Source organism: Actinoplanes sp. NPDC051405 (genome assembly GCF_055586185.1).
In genome coordinates this window covers 618,789-639,419 of the sequence record NZ_JBVJIR010000001.1, presented here as the reverse complement: position 1 = coordinate 639,419, position 20,631 = coordinate 618,789, and the positions used below count along the sequence as shown (strand labels likewise).

The 20,631-nt window shown below is 73.0% G+C and carries 18 protein-coding genes; 10 read left to right on the top strand and 8 right to left on the bottom strand.

Annotated features, from left to right (window positions below; translation table 11 throughout):
- The first annotated feature begins 15 nt into the window (after positions 1-15).
- Both ACZ6S4_RS02920 and ACZ6S4_RS02915 read left to right on the top strand, forming a co-directional pair.
- Positions 16-612 (top strand): TetR/AcrR family transcriptional regulator, encoded by a 597-nt coding sequence (locus ACZ6S4_RS02920; protein WP_465473253.1) that lies wholly within the window; start codon positions 16-18, stop codon positions 610-612.
- A gap of 30 nt (positions 613-642) precedes the next feature.
- Entirely contained in the window at positions 643-2,331 is a 1,689-nt protein-coding gene (locus tag ACZ6S4_RS02915) for a bifunctional 3'-5' exonuclease/DNA polymerase (protein WP_465473252.1), read from the top strand.
- 1 nt (position 2,332) lies between these two features.
- Here the strand turns inward: ACZ6S4_RS02915 and ACZ6S4_RS02910 are convergent, their stop codons facing one another.
- Positions 2,333-3,154, bottom strand: coding sequence for a phosphotransferase family protein (locus ACZ6S4_RS02910; protein WP_465473251.1), 822 nt, complete (start codon positions 3,152-3,154; stop codon positions 2,333-2,335).
- Positions 3,155-3,686: 532 nt separating this feature from the next.
- On the opposite strand from ACZ6S4_RS02910, the gene ACZ6S4_RS02905 reads away from it, so the two are divergent.
- Positions 3,687-4,502 carry a DUF427 domain-containing protein gene (locus tag ACZ6S4_RS02905; protein ID WP_465473250.1) on the top strand — a complete coding sequence of 272 codons (816 nt, stop codon included), beginning with the start codon at positions 3,687-3,689 and terminating at the stop codon, positions 4,500-4,502.
- A 77-nt stretch (positions 4,503-4,579) separates the two neighbouring features.
- On the opposite strand, the gene ACZ6S4_RS02900 is transcribed toward ACZ6S4_RS02905, so the two are convergent.
- The 3 genes from ACZ6S4_RS02900 to ACZ6S4_RS02890 all read right to left on the bottom strand — a co-directional run bounded on the left by ACZ6S4_RS02900 (position 4,580) and on the right by ACZ6S4_RS02890 (position 6,664).
- On the bottom strand, positions 4,580-5,179 hold the full coding sequence (locus ACZ6S4_RS02900) for a hypothetical protein (RefSeq protein ID WP_465473249.1): 600 nt from the start codon (positions 5,177-5,179) through the stop codon (positions 4,580-4,582).
- A gap of 79 nt (positions 5,180-5,258) precedes the next feature.
- Entirely contained in the window at positions 5,259-6,080 is an 822-nt protein-coding gene (locus tag ACZ6S4_RS02895; protein WP_465473248.1) for a metal-dependent hydrolase, read from the bottom strand.
- A 119-nt stretch (positions 6,081-6,199) separates the two neighbouring features.
- Positions 6,200-6,664 carry a DUF1707 SHOCT-like domain-containing protein gene (locus ACZ6S4_RS02890; RefSeq protein WP_465473247.1) on the bottom strand — a complete coding sequence of 155 codons (465 nt, stop codon included), beginning with the start codon at positions 6,662-6,664 and terminating at the stop codon, positions 6,200-6,202.
- Positions 6,665-6,866: 202 nt separating this feature from the next.
- Between ACZ6S4_RS02890 and ACZ6S4_RS02885 the strand changes: the two genes are divergently transcribed.
- Positions 6,867-8,207 carry a sensor histidine kinase gene (locus ACZ6S4_RS02885; RefSeq protein WP_465473246.1) on the top strand — a complete coding sequence of 447 codons (1,341 nt, stop codon included), beginning with the start codon at positions 6,867-6,869 and terminating at the stop codon, positions 8,205-8,207.
- Entirely contained in the window at positions 8,204-8,890 is a 687-nt protein-coding gene (locus ACZ6S4_RS02880; RefSeq protein WP_465473245.1) for a response regulator, read from the top strand. Before ACZ6S4_RS02885 ends, ACZ6S4_RS02880 begins: the two co-directional genes overlap by 4 nt.
- A 172-nt stretch (positions 8,891-9,062) precedes the next feature.
- Here ACZ6S4_RS02880 and ACZ6S4_RS02875 read toward each other — a convergent pair whose 3' ends face one another.
- On the bottom strand, positions 9,063-9,677 hold the full coding sequence (locus ACZ6S4_RS02875) for a LysE family translocator (RefSeq protein WP_465473244.1): 615 nt from the start codon (positions 9,675-9,677) through the stop codon (positions 9,063-9,065).
- A gap of 74 nt (positions 9,678-9,751) precedes the next feature.
- Here ACZ6S4_RS02875 and ACZ6S4_RS02870 point away from each other — a divergent pair, with 74 nt between their 5' ends.
- Entirely contained in the window at positions 9,752-10,672 is a 921-nt protein-coding gene (locus ACZ6S4_RS02870) for a LysR family transcriptional regulator (protein WP_465473243.1), read from the top strand.
- 1 nt (position 10,673) lies between these two features.
- Here ACZ6S4_RS02870 and ACZ6S4_RS02865 read toward each other — a convergent pair whose 3' ends face one another.
- The 3 genes from ACZ6S4_RS02865 to ACZ6S4_RS02855 all read right to left on the bottom strand — a co-directional run bounded on the left by ACZ6S4_RS02865 (position 10,674) and on the right by ACZ6S4_RS02855 (position 12,856).
- Positions 10,674-11,429, bottom strand: coding sequence for a hypothetical protein (locus tag ACZ6S4_RS02865; RefSeq protein ID WP_465473242.1), 756 nt, complete (start codon positions 11,427-11,429; stop codon positions 10,674-10,676).
- A 51-nt stretch (positions 11,430-11,480) separates the two neighbouring features.
- Positions 11,481-11,975 (bottom strand): NUDIX hydrolase, encoded by a 495-nt coding sequence (locus ACZ6S4_RS02860; RefSeq protein WP_465473241.1) that lies wholly within the window; start codon positions 11,973-11,975, stop codon positions 11,481-11,483.
- Positions 11,976-12,064: 89 nt separating this feature from the next.
- Positions 12,065-12,856 carry a TSUP family transporter gene (locus tag ACZ6S4_RS02855; protein ID WP_465473240.1) on the bottom strand — a complete coding sequence of 264 codons (792 nt, stop codon included), beginning with the start codon at positions 12,854-12,856 and terminating at the stop codon, positions 12,065-12,067.
- Positions 12,857-12,988: 132 nt separating this feature from the next.
- On the opposite strand from ACZ6S4_RS02855, the gene ACZ6S4_RS02850 reads away from it, so the two are divergent.
- From ACZ6S4_RS02850 to ACZ6S4_RS02835, 4 genes are all read left to right on the top strand, one after another.
- Entirely contained in the window at positions 12,989-15,601 is a 2,613-nt protein-coding gene (locus tag ACZ6S4_RS02850) for an MGH1-like glycoside hydrolase domain-containing protein (RefSeq protein ID WP_465473239.1), read from the top strand.
- 12 nt (positions 15,602-15,613) lie between these two features.
- The gene (locus ACZ6S4_RS02845; protein ID WP_465473238.1) at positions 15,614-16,447 is read left to right on the top strand and encodes an LLM class F420-dependent oxidoreductase; all 834 of its coding nucleotides are present in this window, start codon (positions 15,614-15,616) and stop codon (positions 16,445-16,447) included.
- Positions 16,448-16,500: 53 nt separating this feature from the next.
- Complete coding sequence (locus tag ACZ6S4_RS02840; RefSeq protein WP_465473237.1) at positions 16,501-19,869, top strand: SCO7613 C-terminal domain-containing membrane protein; 3,369 nt, start codon at positions 16,501-16,503, stop codon at positions 19,867-19,869.
- 266 nt (positions 19,870-20,135) lie between these two features.
- A complete protein-coding gene (locus tag ACZ6S4_RS02835; protein ID WP_465473236.1) occupies positions 20,136-20,600 on the top strand; it encodes a DUF6010 family protein in 465 nt (154 codons plus the stop codon).
- Positions 20,601-20,631: the final 31 nt, after the last annotated feature.

Genomic DNA, 20,631 nt, shown 5'->3' with positions numbered 1-20,631 from the left:
CCCTACGATGGCGCGATGGACGAGGCCCCCGAGATCACCCGGCGCGGCGCGTACGACAAGGGCGTGCGCCGCCGGCGCGAGATCCTCGACCGGGCCATCGAGGTCTTCGCCGAACGCGGCGCCGAGGGCACCTCGCTGCGCGCCATCGGCGAGGCCATCGGGGTCTCGCACGCCGCGCTCAAGCACTACTTCGCCTCCCGCGAGGAACTGCTGATCGAGGTCTACCGGGCCGCCGAGGAACGCTCGGTCGCCGAGGACCGGCTGCCCCCGGACGTCTCGGTGGTCGGGCTGATGACCCACGCGGCCCGCCGCAACCACGCCGTGCCCGGCCTGGTCCAGCTCTACTCGACGCTGGTGGCGGGTGCGCTGGAGGAGGGCCACGAGCCGTCCCGCGAGTTCTTCGGCCGGCGCTTCGCCCAGCTCCGCAAGGTGCTGACCGAGCGCATCGAGGCGGAACAGCGGGCCGGCCGGATCCGCCCCGACATCAGCCCGCCGGCGGCGGCCGCGCTGATCATCGCGGCCTCCGACGGCCTGCAGACCCAGTGGCTGCTGGACCCCGCGGTCGACATCGAGAAGTCCCTGGAACTGCTGGAAGGCCTGCTCGGCGGCTGAAGTGTCATACCCGCACGGCAGAATGGGTCCGTGCTGGTGGCTGTGGTGTCCGACGACGGGAGCTGGCACGGTTCCGGCCGCTGGCAGCAGCTGCACCCCGACGGCAGCCCGGCCGGTGAGCCGCAACGGGTCGCCGACCTGCCGGCCGCCATCGCCGCCCGCGAGGCCGCCGAGCACCCCCGCTGGCTGTGGGCGGCCACCAATGACTGCTATCCCACGCTGCTGCGCGCCGGCGTGCGGGTGCGCCGCTGCCACGACATCGAGCTGACCGAGGCGCTGCTGCTCGGCCACGCGGGCCGCTGGGGCGAGCCGCGGGCACTGGCGGCGGCCTGGGCCCGGCTGACCGGCGCGCCGGTGCCGGCCGACCCGCCACCGCGCCTCCCGCAACCACCGGGCTTCGCCCAGGGCGCTCTGTTCGAAGCCATGTCCGGGCCGTCGGCCGCCGCCGGCTCGGTGACCCTCGAGGCTCTGATGCGGGTGTACGCGGACCAGCACGCCCGGATCGCGGCGACCGGCCAACCCGGCCGTTTCGCCCTGCTGGTGGCCGCCGAGTCCGCCGGGGCGCTGGTCGGCGCCGAGATGGGGCACGCCGGCCTGCCGTGGCGCGCGGACATCCACGACCAGCTGCTGCGCGACCTGCTCGGCGCCCCGCAGCCGGTCGGCCCGCCCCGCCGGCTGGCCGAGCTGACCGCCGAGATCAACGCGGCCTTCGGTGTGCACGGCCTGCACCCGGACTCCCCGGCCGAGGTGCTGCGCGCGTTCGCCCGGGCCGGCATCGAGGTGCCCAACACCCGGGCCTGGGTGCTGCGCCAGGTCGAGCACCCGGCGGTGAAACCCCTGCTCGAATACAAGGAGCTCTACCGCATCTGGACGGCCCACGGCTGGGCCTGGCGCGACGCCTGGATCAGCGAAGGCCGCTTCCGCCCCGAGTACGTCCCCGGCGGCGTGGTGTCGGGCCGCTGGGCCACCCGCGGCGGCGGCGCCCTGCAGGTGCCCAAGGTGGTCCGCCGGGCGGTGGTCGCCGACCCCGGGTGGCGCTTCGTGGTCGCCGACGCGGGCCAGCTGGAGCCCCGCGTGCTGGCGGCGGTGTCCGGCGACTCCCGCCTGGCCCGCGCCGGCGCCGCCGGAGACCTCTACGCGGCCCTGGCCACCGACTCATTCGGCGGCGACCGGGCCAAAGCCAAGGTCGCCCTGCTGGGCGCGATGTACGGCCAGACCGGCGGCGCGGCGATCCCGGCCCTGGCGGTGCTGAGGCAGAGCTACCCCACGGCCTTCGACTACGTGGAGGCCGCGGCCCGCACGGGGGAGGCCGGCGGGCTGGTCCGCTCCTGGCTGGGCCGCACGTGCCCGCCGGCGTCCACGGCTTGGCGCGAAGCGGGCCTGGAGCCGCCGGAGGAGTCGGGATCGGCGGAGCCGCAGGGCGGAGCGTCGGGCCGGGCGCGAGGCCGCTTCACCCGCAACTTCGTGATCCAGGCGACGGCGGCGGAATGGGCGCTGGTGCTGTTGGCGACGCTGCGGACGGCGTTGGAGGGGATGCGCGCCGAGCTGGTGCTGTTCGTGCACGACGAGGTCGGGGTGCATTGCCCGGTCGAAGAGACGGAACGGGTCGTCGAGGCGGTGCGGGCGAGCGCGGCCAAGGCGGGGGAGCTGTTGTTCGGGGGGATCGAGGTGCGGTTCCCGCTCGACGTGTCGATCGTGGAGTGCTACGCGGACGCGTGACCTACCGAGCCGTCGCCTTCCGGAGGTCGCTCAGCCACTCGACGCCGAGCCGGTGGCCGTCCGGGAACTGGTCGTCGCGATCCCAGCGCCACGCGGTGATCATCGCCAGCACGACGGCCCGGCAGTCGCGGAGCAGGTCGTGATCGACGCCGGGGTAGTGGTCTGCGACCTCGTCGGGTGCGTGGGCCAGGTCGAACTCGACCGGCCCTCGGCAGCACGTCTCGAAGTCGATGAAGAGCGGGCCGATCGCGGTCGGGAGCAGGTTGCCCGGGTGAGGTTCGCCGTGCAGGAGCTGTTCGGGCCGGCCGGTGTCGCCGAGCGCCCGGTGCAGGCGGTCCAGCGTGCCGGCGAGAAAGATCCGGTCCGTGTCGGCCAGCTTCGGCGTTCTTTCCTGGTCGGCCACGAGCGTTCGGGCCTCGGAGATCCGGTCCGTGAAGTGCGGGGTGGGCAGGTCGACCCGGCGCATCCCGGCGTGCAGACGTTCGAGCGCTCCGGCGTAGTCCGCGGGCGGGATCGCTTGAGTGGTCACCGGTTCGTAGTAGGTCCACAAGGTGGCCACGAAGTCGCCCCGGACGAAGACCTCAGGCGTTTGCGGCGCGGCCACCGGGCTGCCGACCTTGAACAGCCGCTGAGCGATGTCCAGTTCGAACTGGGCGGACTGGCGTGCTGCCGGTGCCACCCGGGCCAGCACGTCGCAGGGTCGGAGGCGCAGGGTGAGCTTGTTCGAGTTGTGCAGCACGACGGCGTCGTGGGCGGTCAGGCCGAGCGATGCGGCGGTTGACAGGGCTGCTTGGGTTGCCCGGTGGGCCGCGTCCGCCTGCATCGGAGCACCGTAACCCGGCGTTGTCGGAGCGGCAGCCGTATTTCGATCTGCCCTGCGTCACCAACAAGAGCGGCGGCGACTGCACCCGAGGCTTCCATCTCTTGAGGGCGGTCACCGGGGCCGTGTGACAGCATTTGGGCAGCCGCCCGAGCGGGAGGCGACGAGGGAGGACCACATCCATGGCAGTCTCCGTGAACCTCGACGCGATCCTCGACCCCGAATTCCGGACAGCGACCTCGCCACGCTCGTGAACGCGCCGGTGTCGGCGCTCTCCGGCATATCGGACGAGGAGGCCGAAGGCTTGTCGCGATCCGCGAGATGGCGAACGTGGCCCGGCCCGTTCAACGACGATTGACGACGGTCAAGACACATTGCCCGGACTGAACCTCAGCGTCCAGGACCGCTCGCGCCGAAGCGCCCGATCCACACCGTCGCCTTCTCCGGCAAACCGGCCGGCTCGGCGTCGTCGCGGGGAGTCGAGAATCTGATTGAAAGGGGCCCGAGCGCGGGTGTGGCGACAAGACTGGCCGGCATGAGTCTGAACGTCGGTGACGAGATGATGAGGCTGCTTGGCGTGCTGCGGCACGAGCCGACGGACAAATGGGTCCGCGCCCGGCTCGGCGGCCGGCTCGTCGTCGACAGCCGTGCCGGGCTGCTGCTGTGGGAACCGCGCCGCATCGTGCCCACCTACGCCGTCCCGGACAAGGACGTCCGAGCCGAACTCGTACCCGTCGAGTCTGTCCCGGAGAGCGACGCACCGGTGTTGCACCCCGGCATCCCGTTCGCCGTGCACTCCACGCCCGGGCAGACGTACGACGTCCGCGTCGGTGACGACGTCCGCGAGCGCGCCGCGTTCCGCCCTGACGACGCCGATCTCACCGGTCATGTCGTGTTCGATTTCGACGCGTTCGACTGGACGGAGGAGGACGAGCCCGTGTTCTCGCACCCGCGCGACCCGTTCTCCCGCGTCGACGCGCGGCGCAGCAGCCGGCACGTGCGCATCGAGCGGGACGGCGTGCTGCTCGCCGAGTCGCACACCCCGACAGTCGTGTTCGAGACGATGCTGTACCCACGGTTCTACCTGCCGCGCGAGGACGTCAAAGCCGAAACTCTGCCCAGCGACATGGTGACGGCCTGCCCGTACAAGGGCCGCGCCACGTACCTGTCGTTCGCGGTGGGAGAGAACCTGGCCTGGACCTACCCGGACCCGCTGCCGGACGCGTCACCGCTCGCCGGTCTGGTCGCGTTCTTCGACGAGGTCGTCGACGTGACCGTCGACGGCGTGCGCCGCGAGCGGCCCGATTCGCCGGTGGCCAAGGTCATGAAGGACGAATTCGGCGTCTCCTGATTGCCGTGATGCTGCCGAAGGCGCGGTCGAAGCCTGCCACTGACATGATCCGCGCGTCCGGCGCGTCGGATGTCGTGTCAGGAGAGACGGAGGCGCAGGTAGGAGCGGTCGTCGAAGCTGGTCTGGCCGGCCATGACGCCCTTTGTCCCGCGCAGCGGACCGATGCAGTGCGGGTCCTCGGCCAGCAGCTCGGCCAGCCGCGCCTCGGTCTCCGCCAGCGTCGGCAGGATCACCGGATAGCCGTCGCTGGCCAGCACCAGCTCCTCGACGTACCCAGGGACGTCACGCACGACGATGAGCGAAGGCGGCACCGGGCGCCCGTCGATCGCCGCGAAGCTGTAGGGGCCGACGGTGTTGCGCAGGGCACCCTGCCGTGAGATCAGCACCCGGGCCGCGGCCCGGCCCGGATCGCTCACGGCGAGATCCGGCGCTCCGATGGCCATCTCGGCCGCTGTCACCGCCGCCCGGAAGTCGGCGGCGATCTGGTCGAGCGGTTTGCGCGGCCGCCCCGCCGCCGGCATCCCGGCGTAGGAGAAGCCCACGTCCCCGATCTGCCACACCTGTCTGCGCCGCCGCGAGTAGAGGGTCACCGACGCGCTCGGGCGCAGGTGCGGCGGCAGCTCCGGGTCGATCCGCTCGGCGAGTGTCGAGGTCAGGTGGAGAGTGGCGGCCTCCACGTCGGCGTCCTCGCGTCCTCGCAGAGCTGGGGGTCGCCGGCCTTGCCGGCGACGAAGCTTTCGACGACCCGCACGCCGGTCAGCCGTCGGCCCAGAGTTCCAGGTCCAGGCGTTGCAGCACGTGCGGGGCGAACATTCCGCAGACCGACAGGATGGCGATCAGCGTGAACACAGTGCGTAGCACCAGCACCTCGCCGCGACCGCCGACCTTGATCGCTATGCCGTTCGGAACGCCGATCATGCGCCACATGCGGCGGCCCATCGGGATCGGCCACAGGATCGGTACGCCGTTCTTGGTGATCATGTCGCCCAGCAGGTGCACGACGCAGCCCACGCCGACCGCGAAGCCCAGCATCGGATAGCCGCGGTCGCCGGGCAGGTTCGCCGCCGTGAACCACGCGATCACGCCCGACGCCAGGGTCACGATCACCCAGCCGGCGCGTTCGGCCCACTCGTCGAAGAGCCCGCGCAATGCCAGGCCGGCCATGAAGAACACCACCGCCACGACCGCCCACTTGCCGGAGCCCGCGCACAGTGCCGTCGTGCCCCAGCCGACCAGGGCCGCGAACGGCAGCGTGTGGGTGAACGTACGGTGACCGTTGTTGCGGCGCGGGTCCTTGCTGAGCTTCGTCGCCGTGTAGATGCCGAGCGAGATCTTCTCGATGACCTCGGCCACGAACAATGAGAACACGCCGAACGTGCGGGCCACCGTCGCGCCGCCCTGGTTGCGGGTCACCTTGCCGGACAGGTCCAGGTCGGGCAGCAGGGCGCCGCCCGCGCAGACCGTCGTGCCGACCGCGATCGCGAGCGGCGACTGGGCGTACCCCGCGAAGTGATCCAAGGCCCAGCTGCCGGCCAGCCAGACGGCCGCGCCCGACAGTGCGTGCGACGGACCCATCATGGTCGTGCCCACCCCTCCCCGTAACCCCGGCGCGACACGGCCGGGGGTAAACCTGGCAACTGTCGCAGAGCGGGGAGGGGCGGGCAACGACCGCCACGTCTACTGTGGAGTGTTTACGATCACCTATAGGTGGGCGCGTTCCACGGGGCGACGTGGTGGCGGTAGCCGTACTCGGCCCGGTAGCGGCCGTACCGCGCGTGCCGCATCAGGCCCATGACCAGGAACACCAGCGGGATCGCGGGCCAGAAGAAGTGCGCCCCGGAGAGCGCCCAGAGGCCGGTCAGGAAGAGGGCCAGCATCGCGACGAAGCCGGCGTGCCGGCGTACGCCCCGGCGTGTCGCGGCCTGCGCCTCCGGTGTCGCGGCCAGCGCGCGGCGGCCGTTGTCGGGCAGGTCGGCGGTCAGCGGGGCGAGCTCGTCGCGGTACTTGGCGGCGTACACCTGACCAAGCCTTTCCTCGCCCTCCTCGAGGGTGAGCCGGCCCTCGGTCATCGCGGCCCGCAGGATCTCGGCCACCTGCTCGCGCTCGGTGTCGGAGGTGCGGAGCCGATTCGGACCGGACCGGGTGGTGTCGCTGGGATACACGGTGACCTCCTGAAACGTGGCGGGACTGACTTCCAGGGTGGCGGATCCGGCGCCGGGCCGCGTCGCCCCGGCGGAGCATCCGGTACGGCCACCGGTACGCCCTGAGGAGTACGCGACGGCCGGCCGTAGTACCTGAGGCGCAGGGCGCCGTCGTTCTTCGTGCGGATGCCCGGGTGAGCAGCGGTGCCGTAGGTTCGGGAACGTGCCAGACCGGGGTGTACGCGACCAGCCGCCTTCCCTTCGTGGGAGACCGTCTGCCGCCTCCCGCGCCTCCCGCAAGGCGGAGTGGGAGGAGTGGCGCCGACGCAGCCGCTCGGGGCGGTTCCGGTCGGCGGACTGGCCCGGCTACGCACGCCGCCGAACGCGGCACGGGCACTGGCGCGGTGCGGTCATCACCGCTCTCTGCTTCCACATCTTCGGCAACTGGCCGTACGCCGCTCACCTGGCCCACCCGCGGGACGTCATCGCGTGTGCGTTGCTGCTGGTCGGTCCCCTGGCCCTGGCCTGGCGGGGACGCGCGCCGATCGTGGCGCTCGCGGTCGCCGGTGCCGCCTCGATCGGGTACGCCGCCCTCGCCGTGCCGTCCTGGACGTATGCGGTCGCGCCGGTCATCGCGTTGTTCACCGCGGTGCGCACCGGTCACCGCCGATCCGCGCTGATCACCGTGGCCGCCGGCTACCTGGCCTATCTCATCGTCATGGTCGTGTGCGCCGATCCGCTCGGACTCTCGCCCGTCGCCCGCCCGACTCCGCGCGACGCCGTGCTCACCGGTTTCGGGCTGGCCCTGACCGGCTTCCTCGGCAGTGCCGCCGGGGCCCGCGCCGCGTACCTCGCCGAGATGTCCAAGGTCAACGCCGAGCGCGCCCGTGCCCGCGAGGAGCAGGAACGCCGCCAGGCCGCCGACGAACGGTTGCGGATCGCCCGCGAGCTGCACGACGTGCTCGGCCACCACCTGTCGCTGATCAACGTGCAGGCCGGGGTGGGCCTGCACCTCATGGACAACCGGCCGGAGCAGGCCCGCGAGGCGCTGAGCGCGATCAAGACGGCGAGCGCGGAGGCTCTGCGGGAGGTTCGCGCCGTGCTCGGCGTGCTGCGCCCCGAGGAGGAGGCGGCGCCCCGCCAGCCCGCGCTCGGCCTGGACCGCCTCACCGACCTCACGGCGGACGCCGGCCTGCCGGTGACGACCGAGACCGTGGGGGAGCGGCGGGACCTGCCGGCGGAGGTGGACCGCGCGGCGTACCGGATCGTCCAGGAAGCCCTGACGAACGTACGCCGGCACGCGGCGACCGGCGTTTCGGCCACTGTCTCGGTCACCTACGCCCCGGACGAGCTGCGCTTGACGATCCGCAACGACGGCGGCCGGCCGGCGTCGCGACCCGAGCCCGACGCGGCTGCGGAGACCGACGACGACGGCAGCGGCATCGCCGGGATGCGAGCCCGGGCCGCCAGCCTCGGCGGCTCCCTCGAGGCCGGTCCGTTGCCCGACGGCGGCTATCTGGTCTCCGCGGTTCTGCCCACCACCCCGACAAGGGAGCCTGCATGATCACGGTGTTGCTGGCCGACGACCAGGCCCTCGTGCGGGCCGGGTTCCGGGCCCTGCTGAACGCCGAGCCGGACATCGAGGTGGTCGCCGAGGCGGGCGACGGGCTGGAAGCAGCCCGGCTGGCCGCCGAGACCCGCCCGGACGTGGTGCTCATGGACATCCGGATGCCGGGGGTGGACGGTCTCGAGGCGACCCGCCGCATCGCCGCGGACCCGGCCCTGGCCGGCACCCGGGTGGTCATCCTGACCACGTTCGAGCTGGACGAGTACGTCTTCGAGGCGCTGCGCACGGGTGCGTCGGGCTTCCTGGTCAAGGACACCGAACCGGTCGAACTGCTGCGCGCGGTCCGGGCGGTCGCGGCCGGCGACGCCCTGCTGTCGCCGAGCGTCACCCGGCGGGTCATCGGCGAATTCGCCACCCCGGGCGGGCGCGGTCGTCCGTCGGTGCCGCCCGAGGAGGCCGAACGCGTCCTGGAGCAGCTCACCGACCGAGAACGGGAGGTGATGGTGCTGGTCGGCGAGGGGCTGTCCAACGACGAGATCGCGGCCCGCCTGCTGATCAGTCCGGCGACGGCGAAGACTCACGTCAGCCGGACGATGGTGAAGCTGGGGGCTCGGGATCGGGCGCAGGTGGTGGTTCATGCCTACGAGGCGGGGCTGATCCGGCCGGGCTGGCTCGCCTGAGATCGGCCGGCCGGGCGGGTGCGGTTGGCGGGGGTGCGGCGCGGGCCGGGCGGGGTGCGGCGCGGGCTGGGCGGGGGTGCGGCGCGGGCTGGGCGGGGTGCGGCGCGGGTTGGGGGGAGGGTGCGGCGCGGGCGAGGCGCGGCGCGGGCTGGGCGAAGCCCGGCCGCCGGTTTCAGACGCCGGCGGCGACAGCCACCCCGAGCAGGACCAGCACCCCGCCGGTGACCACCTGCACCCGGCGATGTACCGCCGGCCGAGACGCGAACGACCGCCCTCGGTTCACCGCCCATGTGAAGACCAGGTACCAGCACGCCGTCACCAACGCCCACAAGCCGCCGAGGGCGAGGCTCGACAGGAAGACCGGCCCGTCCGCCGTCACGAACTGAGGGAGCAGTGAGATCGCGAAGACGCCGGCCTTGGGATTGCCGAGGTTCGTCGCCAACCCGGCGAGGTAGCCGCCCCATCGCGCCGGTTGCTGTGGCGCTCCGGCTGCGAGCGGGGTCTTGCGCAGGGACAGCAACGTGCTCACGCCCAGAATGGCCAGCACCGCGCCACCGGCGACCCGGATCGCCGCGTACGCGCCGGGGTTGGTCAGGACGACCGCCGACAAGCCGGCGGCGGCCGCGGCAGTCCAGATCAGCAGCCCGGTCGCCGTTCCCGCGATGCCCGCCCACGCCGCCCGCAGTCCACCGGCCAGCGTCTGGCGGACCATGAGAGCCTGGCCGGCACCGGGCAGCATCGCGAGCAACCAGGTCGTAACGACGAAAGCGGCAAGGTGAGTGGGCACGAACCCAGCGTGCGGCCCCCCGAGCATGAAGTGAAGGCCGCAATCTGGCAGGTAGTGTTAGCTATTCTTCACGCATGGAGCCGGCCCAGCTGCAACTGCTCGCGCTGATCGACCGCTACGGCTCGATGGCCGGTGCGGCGCAGGCACTGGGCCGCACGCCCGCAGCGGTCACGCAGCAGCTCGCCAAGGCGGAGCGCGAACTGGGCACCACCCTCGTGCATCGCGGACCGCGTGGAGCCGCCCTCACCGCCGCCGGCGCCCTGCTGGCCCAGCATGGGCGCGTCATCGACGAGGAGACCCGGCGCGCCGCTTCCGGGCTCGACGGGCTGCTCGGACGGCTCTCCCTCCGGCTGCGCATCGGCGCTTTCCAGGCCGCCGCCCTGCACCTGCTGCCTCCGGCTCTCACCGCATTACGTCACCGCTACCCGGACGCCGACCTGACCGTCACCGACATCACCTCCGACGTCGGCATCGACGAGGTTGTCGCCGGCCGCCTCGACGTGGCGGTCACCGCCTCCTGGGACACCCCGCTCACGCCGCCGGAGCGGGTCACCGTTCATCCGTTGCTGCGCGACCCCATGGTCGTCGTGCTGCCCGACGAGCATCCCGCGCTGGCCGCGCCGGGGCCGGTCGAGCTGGCGCAGCTGCGCCAGGAAGCCTGGGTGACCATCCTGGCCGGTCACGCGGCCCGGGCCCAGTTCGGCCGGGTCACCGCCGCGGCCGGCTTCGTGCCGCGGATCCGCTTCCAGACCGCGTCGTACGACGTCGCCCAGGCACTCGTCGGCACCGGCATCGGCGTCGCCCTGGTGTCGCGGCTGGCGCTCGCCCACGCGCCGGGTACCGCCCATCGAGCCCTGCGTCCGCCCGTGCCGCACCGCGACCTCCAGGTCGTCACGATGACCGATGCCACCGTCACGCCGCTGGTCGCGGTGTTCCTGCGGCTGCTCCAGGACGTCGCGGCCGACCTTGGATCGGCCTGGGCCGCCAACCAATAACCTACTTCTCGACGTACTTCTTCAGGATCTCGTAGTACTGGCGGTCGCCGACCTGGCTGTAGACGTTCCGGTCGGCGCCGAGCAGCACCATGAACGGGCATTCGTCGTCCTCGCCCGACAGCGTCTTCTCGATCACCTTCTTGCCCGTCGCCACCTCGTACAGGGCCAGCCGGTACTTGGCCTGGCGCAGCGGGATCTTGAGGCCTTTGGGGTCGTCGTACTTGCAGCTTTTGATCTTCTTGCCGGTCTGCACCAGGTCCACGCAGGCCACCAGGCGCACCTTGCCCGGCGACGACGGGTCCCACGCCTGCTGCTTCGGCTTCGTGTACCAGTTCGGGATGTCGAACAGGGTGGCCTCGTGCTTGGTGTCGAAGTCCTTGCTGTCCTGGGCGAAGATGCTGACCGGCTGGGTGCCCGACGACTTCACCTTCGGCGACTTCGGGTAGTACCACTGCTCGCAGACCCGCTTGAGGTCGTCGGCCGTGCGTACCGGATAGGTGCTGGCCCGGGGGCCGGTGACCGTCTCCGCCTCCGGGTCCTGGGCCGCGCCCGGCGCGGCCGACGCGCCCGGGAAGCTCAGGCCCTTCGTCACCGGCGGCGTGGTCGACCGCATCGCGTGCATGCCCAGGAAGCCGGCCCCGCCCAGGCAGCCCAGCACGACCACAACAGCGGTGACCGTCCCCCAGACGCGCCAGCGCGAGGGCTGCGCCTGTGGCTGGAACGCCGGCTGATCAGGTGTTGTGCGCGTTTCATCCATGGGTCGCCTCCCCGTGTACCGGCATGGAAGCGGCGATCATATCGGTGCCGGTCAGTAACCGGGGACCGCGTTCTCGCCGGGCCGGGCGAACCAGGCCGGCGCGTCCTGCGGCAGCGACGTGCGGATCCGGACCAGGGCGAACGGGTTCAGCTCGGGCAGCGCGTCCGGGGCGAACCAGCCGACCGCGATCGACTCCGAGTCGTTGACCCGGGCCTCGCCGGCCACCGCCCGGCAGCGGAACCAGGTGTTGACCATGTGGCAGCGGTCGCCGTTGCCGTACACGACCTCGTGCAGGGCCACCCCGGCCAGGCGTTCGATCTCGACCTGGATGCCGGTCTCCTCCTCGACCTCGCGGACCAGCGCGTCCGCGGGCTGCTCGCCGGGGTCCATCATCCCGGCGATGACCGACCACTGGCGGTTGTCGCTGCGCTGCCCGAGCAGGATCTCGCCGCGGTCGTTGAGGATGATCGCGCTGACCGTCGGGAACATGATCAGGCCGTGGCCGACCCGGGCGCGCAGCTTCAGGACGTAGTCGGAGGCAGGCATGCCGCCGACCCTAACCAGCTTGGGCTGCGACGGTGGCGCGGACGCGTCGGCGACGAACACCGGGCGGTGGCCCGCCCGACTGACGGCGGTCAGCGCCCCAGCGTGACCTGACCGGCGTACAGGATCGCCACGGCCACCGCCAGCCCGCCGAGGACCAGTCGCAGCCCGCGTTCCGGCAGGCGGGGTTGCAGGTGCGCGCCGACGTACCCGCCGACCAGGCCGCCCACCCCGCAGAGCAGGCCGATGCCCCAGTCCGGGGCGATGTCGCCCGGTCCGGCCCAGCCGAGCACGGCGAAGGCGGCGGCGCCGGCCACCGACGTGACGAACGTCGAGGCCAGCGCCGCCGGCGCGACGACCGCCACCGGCAGGCCGCGGCCGACCAGGATCGGGCCCAGGATCGACCCGCCGCCGATGCCGTAGACGCCGCCGACCACGCCGACGCCCAGGGCGAGCGCGACGATGCCCCGCTGCGGTGGCCGGCCGGTCACCGGCCGTTCCGGTGGCGGCGGTGGTTCGCGCAGGCAGAGCCACACGCCCAGCGGCAGCAGCAGCACGGCGACGATCACCCGGAACACTCCCGGGCCGGGCACCGCGAAGACCCGCAGCACCGCCCCGGCCGCCACGCCGGGCAGCGTGCCGAGCAGCAGCAGCCTGGTCAGCGGGCTGGCCAGGCTGCCCCGGCGGCGGTAACGCAGCAGCGCGCCCGGCCCGGACACGACGTTGAACAGCAGGTTCGTCGGCGTCACGGCCGGGTTGGGCACGTCCAGCACGCTGAGCTGCACCGGCAGCAGGAACACCGCGCCGGAGACGCCGACCGGAGTTGTCACGATCGAGATGAGCAGGCCGGCGGTCACGGCGATGATGGCGTCGGCCCAGGTCACCGGGACAGTGTGCCCGGCGATTGTTAAGCCGGGTCCGGCCGCCGACGATCTTCGGCGGCGGCCTCCGTTAGTGTTCGTAACACCTGCCAGTAACAATGCAGCGAGGTCCGGACGAAGGGGGTGGGCGGCGGCGTGGCGGAGCGCGAGCGCTTGGCGCAGGCGGACTCCGGCGAGCGGCCCTGGCGTGCGTGGGGGCCCTATCTCGCCGAGCGGGCCTGGGGCACGGTCCGGGAGGACTACAGCGAGCACGGCACCGCCTGGGACTACTTCCCGCACGACCACGCGCGCTCCCGGGCGTACCGGTGGAACGACGACGGCATGGCCGGCGTCTGCGACGACCGGCAGACGTTCTGTTTCGCCCTGGCCCTGTGGAACGGGGCCGACCCGATCCTCAAGGAGCGGATGTTCGGCCTCGGCGGCGACGGCGGCAACCACGGCGAGGACGCCAAGGAGTACTGGTGGTATCAGGACTCCACGCCGACCCACTCGTGGATGCGCTGGCGCTACCACTACCCCCAGGTCCCCTTCCCGTACGACGAACTGGTCCGCGTCAACGGCCACCGTTCCCGGGAGGAGCCGGAGTACGAGCTGATCGACACCGGCGTCTTCGACGACGACCGGTTCTGGGTCGTGACGGTCGACTACGCCAAGGCCGACGTGAACGACATGTGCATCGTCGTGACCGTGTCCAACCGCGGCCCGGACGAGGCCACGCTGCACGTGCTGCCGTCGCTGTGGTTCCGCAACACCTGGTCGTGGGGCCTGCCCAACCGGCCGGTCCCGGTCATCACCGGCAGCCCCGGGCGCCTCGACGGTGAGCACCGCACCCTCGGGCACATCACCCTGGACGGCGAGGGCGCACCGCCCGCGCTGATGTGCGACAACGAGACCAACGCGCAGCGCCTCTGGGGCCTGCCCGGCACGAGCATGTACCCCAAGGACGGCATCAACGACCACCTCATCGCCGGCGCCCCGACGGTCAACCCGGCGGGCGTGGGCACCAAGGGCGCACTGCACTACGAGCTGACGCTGGGCCCCGGGGAGACCCGCGAGATCCGGCTGCGGCTCACCCGCACCGACGATGGGCCCGGGGCGCCCGACCTCGGCGATGGCTACGCGGCCGTGGTTCGGGACCGGCTGGCCGAGGCCGACGCCTACTTCGCCGAGCTGATCCCGGCCGCGGCCTCGGCCGAGGAGGCCGCCGTCGCCCGCCAGGGCATCGCCGGGCTGATGTGGGGCAAGCAGTTCTACCACTTCGACGTCAAGCAGTGGCTGCACGGCGATCCCGGCTCGGCGCCACCGCCGCCCGGCCGCCGCTACGGGCGCAACAACGCCTGGTGGCACATGAACAGCTTCGACGTCATCTCCATGCCCGACCCCTGGGAGTACCCCTGGTACGCGGCCTGGGACCTGGCCTTCCACTGTGTCTCGATCGCCCGGGTCGATCCCGGCTTCGCCAAGTCGCAGCTGCTGCTGTTGCTGCGCGAGTGGTACATGCACCCCAACGGCCAGATCCCCGCGTACGAGTGGGCGTTCGGTGACGTCAACCCGCCGGTGCACGCCTGGGCCGCGCTCAACGTCTTCGAGATCGACGGCGGGCAGGACTTCGACTTCCTGGCCCGGGTCATGCACAAGCTGCTGCTGAACTTCACCTGGTGGGTCAACCGCAAGGACGTCGGCGGCAACAACGTCTTCGAGGGCGGCTTCCTCGGGCTGGACAACGTCGGCCCGTTCGACCGGTCCGCGGCGCTGCCGGTGGCGGGCGTGCTGGAGCAGTCCGACGGCACCGGCTGGATGGCCATGTACGCGCTCAACCTGCTCGACATGTCGATCCGGCTGGCGCTGCACGACCGCACCTACGAGGACATGGCCACCAAGTTCTTCGAGCACTTCGCGTACATCGCCGAGGCGGCGTACCGGCAGGGGCTGTGGGACGACGAGGACTGCTTCTTCTACGACGTGCTGCGCCTGCCCGACGGGCACCGGATGCCGCTCAAGGCCCGCTCCATCGTCGGGCTGCTGCCGCTGGCGGCGACCACCCGGCTGTCCGCCGGCACCCTCAACCGGCTGCCCGAGCTGGCCGCCCGGCTGCGCTGGCTGCTGGCCGGGCAGGCCGAGTACGCCGACGTGATCAGCGCGCGCCGGCTGTCGGCCGACGGCCGCCGGCAGCGGCTGCTGTCCATGGTGGGCCAGGACCAGCTGCTGCGGATCCTGGCCCGGATGCTCGACCCGGAGGAGTTCCTCTCCCCGTACGGGCTCAGAACGCTCTCCCGCGCCCACCTGGAGAAGCCGTTCACGGTGCACCTGGGCGGCTCGGAGTTCACGGTCGGGTACGAGCCGGCCGAGAGCACCAGCGGCCTGTTCGGCGGCAACTCCAACTGGCGCGGCCCGGTCTGGATGCCGGTCAACTACCTGCTCATCGAGGCACTGCGGGAGTTCGCGGCGTTCTTCGGCGACGACCTGATGGTGGAGTACCCGACCGGCTCGCAGACCAAGATGCCGCTGAGCGCGGTCGCCGACGACCTGTCCCGCCGCCTGGTGTCACTGTTCGTCCCGGACTCGTGGGGCCGGCGCCCGATCTACGGCGCGTCCGAGGTCTTCCAGAACCATCCCGACTGGAAGGACCTGATCGCCTTCCCCGAGTACTTCCACGGCGACAACGGCGCCGGCCTGGGCGCGTGGCACCAGACCGGCTGGACGGCCCTGGTCGTGGACCTCATCCTGACCTTGCACCGGGACAGCTGAAGGGACCGAGGCATGGAGTTCGGCGTCGGCTATTTCCCCACCCATGACGGCCTGGGCCCCGGGGCGGTAGCGCGGCTGGTGGAGGACCGCGGGCAGGACGCGCTGTTCTTCGCCGAGCACACCCACATCCCGGCGAGCCGGCTGTCGCCGTGGGGTGACGGCACCCGCGAGCTGCCCCGCAAGTACGCGCACACGTACGACCTGTTCGTGGCGCTGACCGCGGCGGCCGAGGCGACCAGCCGGCTGCGCGTGGGCAGTGGCGTCTGCCTGGTCGTCGAGCGCGACCCGATCATCACCGCCAAGGAGGTCGCCAGCGTCGACCACCTGTCCGGCGGCCGGCTGGAGTTCGGCGTCGGCGCGGGCTGGAACCGTGAGGAGATGGCCAACCACGGCACCGACCCGCGGACCCGTACGGCGCTGCTGACCGAACGCGTCCAGGCGATGCAGGCGATCTGGACGCAGGACGAGGCCTCGTACGCCGGGGAGTTCGTGAACTTCGACCGGATCTGGTCGTGGCCCAAGCCGGTCCAGCGGCCGTGGCCCCCGGTGCTGATCGGCGGGGGCGGCCCGACCGTGCTGGACCGGGTGCTCGCCTGGGCCGACGGCTGGTTCCCGCAGTGGCACGACAAGGACCTGTTCGCCCGCATCGCCGAGCTGGAGGCCCGCGCCGACCGGCCGATCCAGGTCCAGGTGCTGAGCGTCCCGCCGCAGGCCAAGGCGCTGGAACAGCTGGCCCATGCGGGCGTGCACCGGGCGTCGAGCTGGCTGCCGTCCGGGCCCCGCGACGAGGTCGAGGCCGGCCTGGACAAGTGGGAACGGGCGATAGCTGAGTTCACCGGCCGCTGAGCTAGGTACGCGCACTCAGGGCCGGGGCGGCCGGCGCGACGAGGATCGACGGCGTGACCTCGTACCCGTGCCCGTCGTGCCGTACCCCGGCGAACCTGGCCTCCGGCTGCCCCGGCTGCGGCCGCGGCCCGGACCCCGACGCCGCCGAGGTGATCCGCCTCGACGCGGAGATCCCGGTGCTCACCGCCCGGCTGACGGCCGCGCGCGAAGCGGTCGCGGGCGCCGACGCGGCGCTGCGCCGGGCCTGGCAGCTGCGGCAGGCCGCGGTCGCGCGGATCCAGGCGTCGCTGGCCCCCGTGCCCGTGGCGCCCGTGCCGCTGCCGCCGCGCCCGATGGCGGCACCCCGCACCAAGGAAGCCTCGACCCGGCTGGTGCAGAACGCGTTGTTCCTGCTCGGCGGCCTGCTGCTGGGCGTGGCCGCGATCGTGTTCACCGCGGTGGCCTGGTCGCAGTTCGGCGTGGGCGGCCGGGCGCTGCTGCTGACGGGCTTCACGGTCGCGGCCCTGGCGGCGCCGCTCGCCGCGCTGCGCCGCGGCCTCACCGCGACGGCGGAGACCTTCGCGGCGGTCGGCCTGCTGCTGGTGCTGCTCGACGGGTACGCGGCCTGGTACGTCAACCTGTTCGGCGTCGCGGACTACTCGGCCCTGGGGTACGCGGGCGCGGTCTGCGCGGTGACGGCCGCGGTGGCCGCCGGGTACGAGCACGTGACCGGGCTGATCGGACCCCGCTTCGGGGCGCTGCTGGTGGCCCAGCCGGTGCTGCCGCTGCTGGTGGCGCCGTTCCACCCCGACGCGACCGGCTGGGCGTACACGATGGTCGCGGTGGCTGTGGTGAACCTGGCGGTGGTCCAGCTGCGGCGTTCCGGGCTCACGGCGCTGGGGGTCCCGGCGTACGCGCTCGGCGGGGGTGCGGCGATCGTGGCCGCACTCGCCGCACTGACCGCGCTCGGCACCGACTTCGCGTCCGGCGAGGTGGCACTGGCCGGCGGGGCGCTGATCGCGGCGGCGGGCGTACCCGTGGCGGCAGCGGTCCTGGCCCGGGCCCCGCGCTGGCAGTCGGCCACGGGTGGGCTGCTGGTGGTCGCGCTGGCCGTCGCGGCCGGGCGGTTCGCCGGGGTCGCCGGCGGCAGCTTCGCCGCGCCGGTGCTGATCGCCGGGGTGGTCGCGGCGCTGGCCGCGCTGGTCACGGCCGTGAACCGCAGGCTGCCGGCAGTGGTACGCCGGGGGCCGTGGATCGGTGCTCTGCTGGTGGTCGCCGGGACGGGTGTGGTGGTCGTGGGGGTCACGATCGCCGTCGCGGCGACCGGTGACGGCGACTGGCGGCTGCTCGCGGTGATCGCTCTGGTCACGGGTGGGCTGACCGTGCTGGTGCCGCGTGGGGTGCAGGCGCACGCCGTGCTGGGCGGGCTGGCGCTGGCGGCTGTTGCGGCGCCGGCCGGGTTCGGGTTGCCGTGGTGGACTGCGCCCGGGTTCGAGCTGGTGGTGGTCGCGGCAGCGCTGGGGTTGGCGTTGCGGGTCCTTCCGCTGTGGCCTGTCGCGGTGGCGGTCGTCCTGACGACTCACGCGGTGGCCGTCGCCTTCGCACAGCCGTGGGTCGCTTGGGCGACGCTCAGTGCGGTAGCCGTCATCGGGGTCTCCACCGCACTGGTGGCTCGCACGGCCGGCGTGCTCGGGGGAGTGGCGCTTGCCGTGGGGATGCTGGCTGTGCCCGCAGCGGCGTGGAGTGGCGCGGCTGCACTGTCGCTGTCCGCACCGGTGCAGAGCAGGGTGGCGCTGGGCGCGGCGGCCCTGCTGGTCGGTGCGCTGCTGGTCGTCCGTGGCGGGTACCGGCCCTATGCCCTGGCGGCGGCGCTGCTGGGTGTCGTGTCGGCGCCGGTCTGGGCGCTTGCCACCGGCGACTCTCCGGCTGTCTATGCGGCCATCGGGCTGTTGCTGGTCGCGCTGACCTTCTCGCGTACCGTTCCGGCCGGTCTTGCTGCTCTTCCACTCGGGATCGCGCTGTTCCTGGCGACCGCGCCGAGCCTGTCGGCTGTGCTGCTGCGGCCCTACGAGTGGCTGGGCCGGGTGTGGGACGGACGTCCGGACGGTACCGGCGTCGGTGCGGTTGCCCTGGCCGACGTCGTTGCGCTGGGGGTGCTTGCCGTGGCGGTGGTGATTGCGGTGCAGGGCGCTCGTGGACGGCGGAGTGCGGTGTGGGCTGTCGCGCCGGTGCTGGCGGTGATCGCTCCCATGGGTCTGGCCGCAGCCGGGGTTCCGTGGCCCGGTGTGCCGGCGGAGAGCCTGGTTGTCGGGCTCGCCGGACTGCTCGCGGTGGCGTTGCTGCGTCCGGGGATGCGGGCGATGGGGCCGGGGGTGACGTGTGCTGCCCTGGTTGGCGCCGGGCTTGCCGGTGCGCTGGCGACGCGTGGTGCGACGCTGGCTGCGCTGGGGTTGACCCTGGTCGCCGGGGCGGTGGCGGGGGTTGCCGGCCGTGCTCTCCGTGCGCGGCTGGCCGGTTGGTTGACCGGCGCGGGAGCGGCGGTGGCGTTCGCCTACACGGTGGGCCGGGCGGCGGAGCTTTCGCCGGCGACCAGCGCCTTCGTTGTGCTCGGCGCGGCCGCGGTGATCCTGGCCGTGGGCGCGATGCTTGCCGGGCGGCGGGGCGATGCGGGCCGTGCCGACACGGGCCGGGCGGATGCAGGTCGGGCGGATGCGGGTCGGGCGGATGCGGGTCGGGCGGATGCGGGTCGGGCGGATGCGGGTCGGGCGGATGCGGGTCGGGCGGTGGAGCGTCTGGCGGTGGAGGTGGCGGCTCATGCGGCGGCGTTGGTGGCTTTGCTGCTGACGGTCGGCTCGCTTCGGCATGCTGCCGCGGTGTGCACGTTCTGGGGGCTCGCGCTCGGCGTGCGGGCGTTGCGGCCGGGCGAGACCGCGCCGGTCCGGCGGGGACATGTGCTGGCCGCGGCGGTCGCCGAGCTGGGTGGCTGGTGGCTGCTGATCGCTTCGGAGCAGGTGGCGACGGTGGAGGCGTACACGTTGCCGGCGGCCGCGGTGGCGCTGCTGGCCGGCTGGCTGGCGCGGCGCTCGCGCCCGGGGCTGTCCAGCTGGGTGACCTACGGTCCGGCGCTGGCCGCGGCGCTGTTGCCGACGCTGGCCTCCGTGCTGGCGGACGAGGGCCAGCCGCTGCGCCGGTTGCTGCTCGGCCTGGGTGCGCTCGCGGTGTTGCTGGCCGGCGCCTACCGCCGGCTGCGGGCCCCGGTGGTGGCGGGTGGCACGGTGCTGGCTGCGGTCGCGCTGCACGAGGTGGTCCTGGTCTGGGACCTGCTGCCGCGGTGGATCCCGCTGGCGGCGGCCGGGCTGCTGCTGGTCGGGCTGGCCATGACGCTGGAACGACGCCGCCGGGACCTGGCCCGGGTCCGGGCCGCCCTGGGCCGGATGGGCTGAGCGGGACCGCCCGGCTGAGTGGGACCGGCCGGCTGAGTGGGACCGGCCGGCTGAGTGGGACCGGCCGACTGAGTGGGACCGGCCGGCTGAGTGGGACCGGCCGGCTGAGTGGGACCGGCCGGCTGAGCGGGACCGGCCGGCTGAGCGGGACCGGCAGGCTGAGCGGAACCGGCGGCTGAGCCGAACGCGGCGGGCTGGCGGGAATCCGGTGGAATGCGGCCGTCAGAGCCCTGTCCGCCGCACCAGCCGTGTTCCTACGGTGACACATGCTTCGTTACGTTATCCCCGTGGTCGTGGCGCTCGTCTGGGCCGGAGTCTTCTTGTTCGTGCCGGAACCGCACCGCCGCCGGGTCAACGCGGTCCTGGTGGGCGGTGCGGGAGCCGCCTACATCAGCGGTGGGAGCTTCGGCCTCGGCGAGCTCGGCTTCGCCGCCCTGATGAGTGCGGTCGCCTACCTGGGACTGCGGTCCTGGAACTTCATCGGCGTCGGCTGGCTGCTGCACACCTGCTGGGACATCCTGCACCACCGCCGCGGCGCGCCGCTGATCCCGTCGCTGTCCGACTCCTCGTTCGGGTGTGCCATCTGCGATCCCGTCATCGCGCTGTGGTGTTTCACGGGGGGCCGGTCACCCCGGGAGCTGGTGGTGTGGCTGCGGGGCCTGGCCCGGGACCCGGCGCCGTCCGGGCGGACCACGGCGCCGGACCGACCGGGGAGGGCCGGACCGGCGTGATCGGCCGCCGCGCAGCCTGTCGGGCCCTGCG

Coding starts and splice junctions, on each gene's coding strand:
- ACZ6S4_RS02920 (WP_465473253.1), top strand. CDS start 16: ATGGACGAGGCCCCCGAGATCACCCGGCGCGGCGCGTACGACAAGGGC.
- ACZ6S4_RS02910 (WP_465473251.1), bottom strand. CDS start 3,154: ATGCAGGCGGACGCGGCCCACCGGGCAACCCAAGCAGCCCTGTCAACC.
- ACZ6S4_RS02905 (WP_465473250.1), top strand. CDS start 3,687: ATGAGTCTGAACGTCGGTGACGAGATGATGAGGCTGCTTGGCGTGCTG.
- ACZ6S4_RS02895 (WP_465473248.1), bottom strand. CDS start 6,080: ATGATGGGTCCGTCGCACGCACTGTCGGGCGCGGCCGTCTGGCTGGCC.
- ACZ6S4_RS02880 (WP_465473245.1), top strand. CDS start 8,204: ATGATCACGGTGTTGCTGGCCGACGACCAGGCCCTCGTGCGGGCCGGG.
- ACZ6S4_RS02870 (WP_465473243.1), top strand. CDS start 9,752: ATGGAGCCGGCCCAGCTGCAACTGCTCGCGCTGATCGACCGCTACGGC.
- ACZ6S4_RS02865 (WP_465473242.1), bottom strand. CDS start 11,429: ATGGATGAAACGCGCACAACACCTGATCAGCCGGCGTTCCAGCCACAG.
- ACZ6S4_RS02860 (WP_465473241.1), bottom strand. CDS start 11,975: ATGCCTGCCTCCGACTACGTCCTGAAGCTGCGCGCCCGGGTCGGCCAC.
- ACZ6S4_RS02845 (WP_465473238.1), top strand. CDS start 15,614: ATGGAGTTCGGCGTCGGCTATTTCCCCACCCATGACGGCCTGGGCCCC.
- ACZ6S4_RS02835 (WP_465473236.1), top strand. CDS start 20,136: ATGCTTCGTTACGTTATCCCCGTGGTCGTGGCGCTCGTCTGGGCCGGA.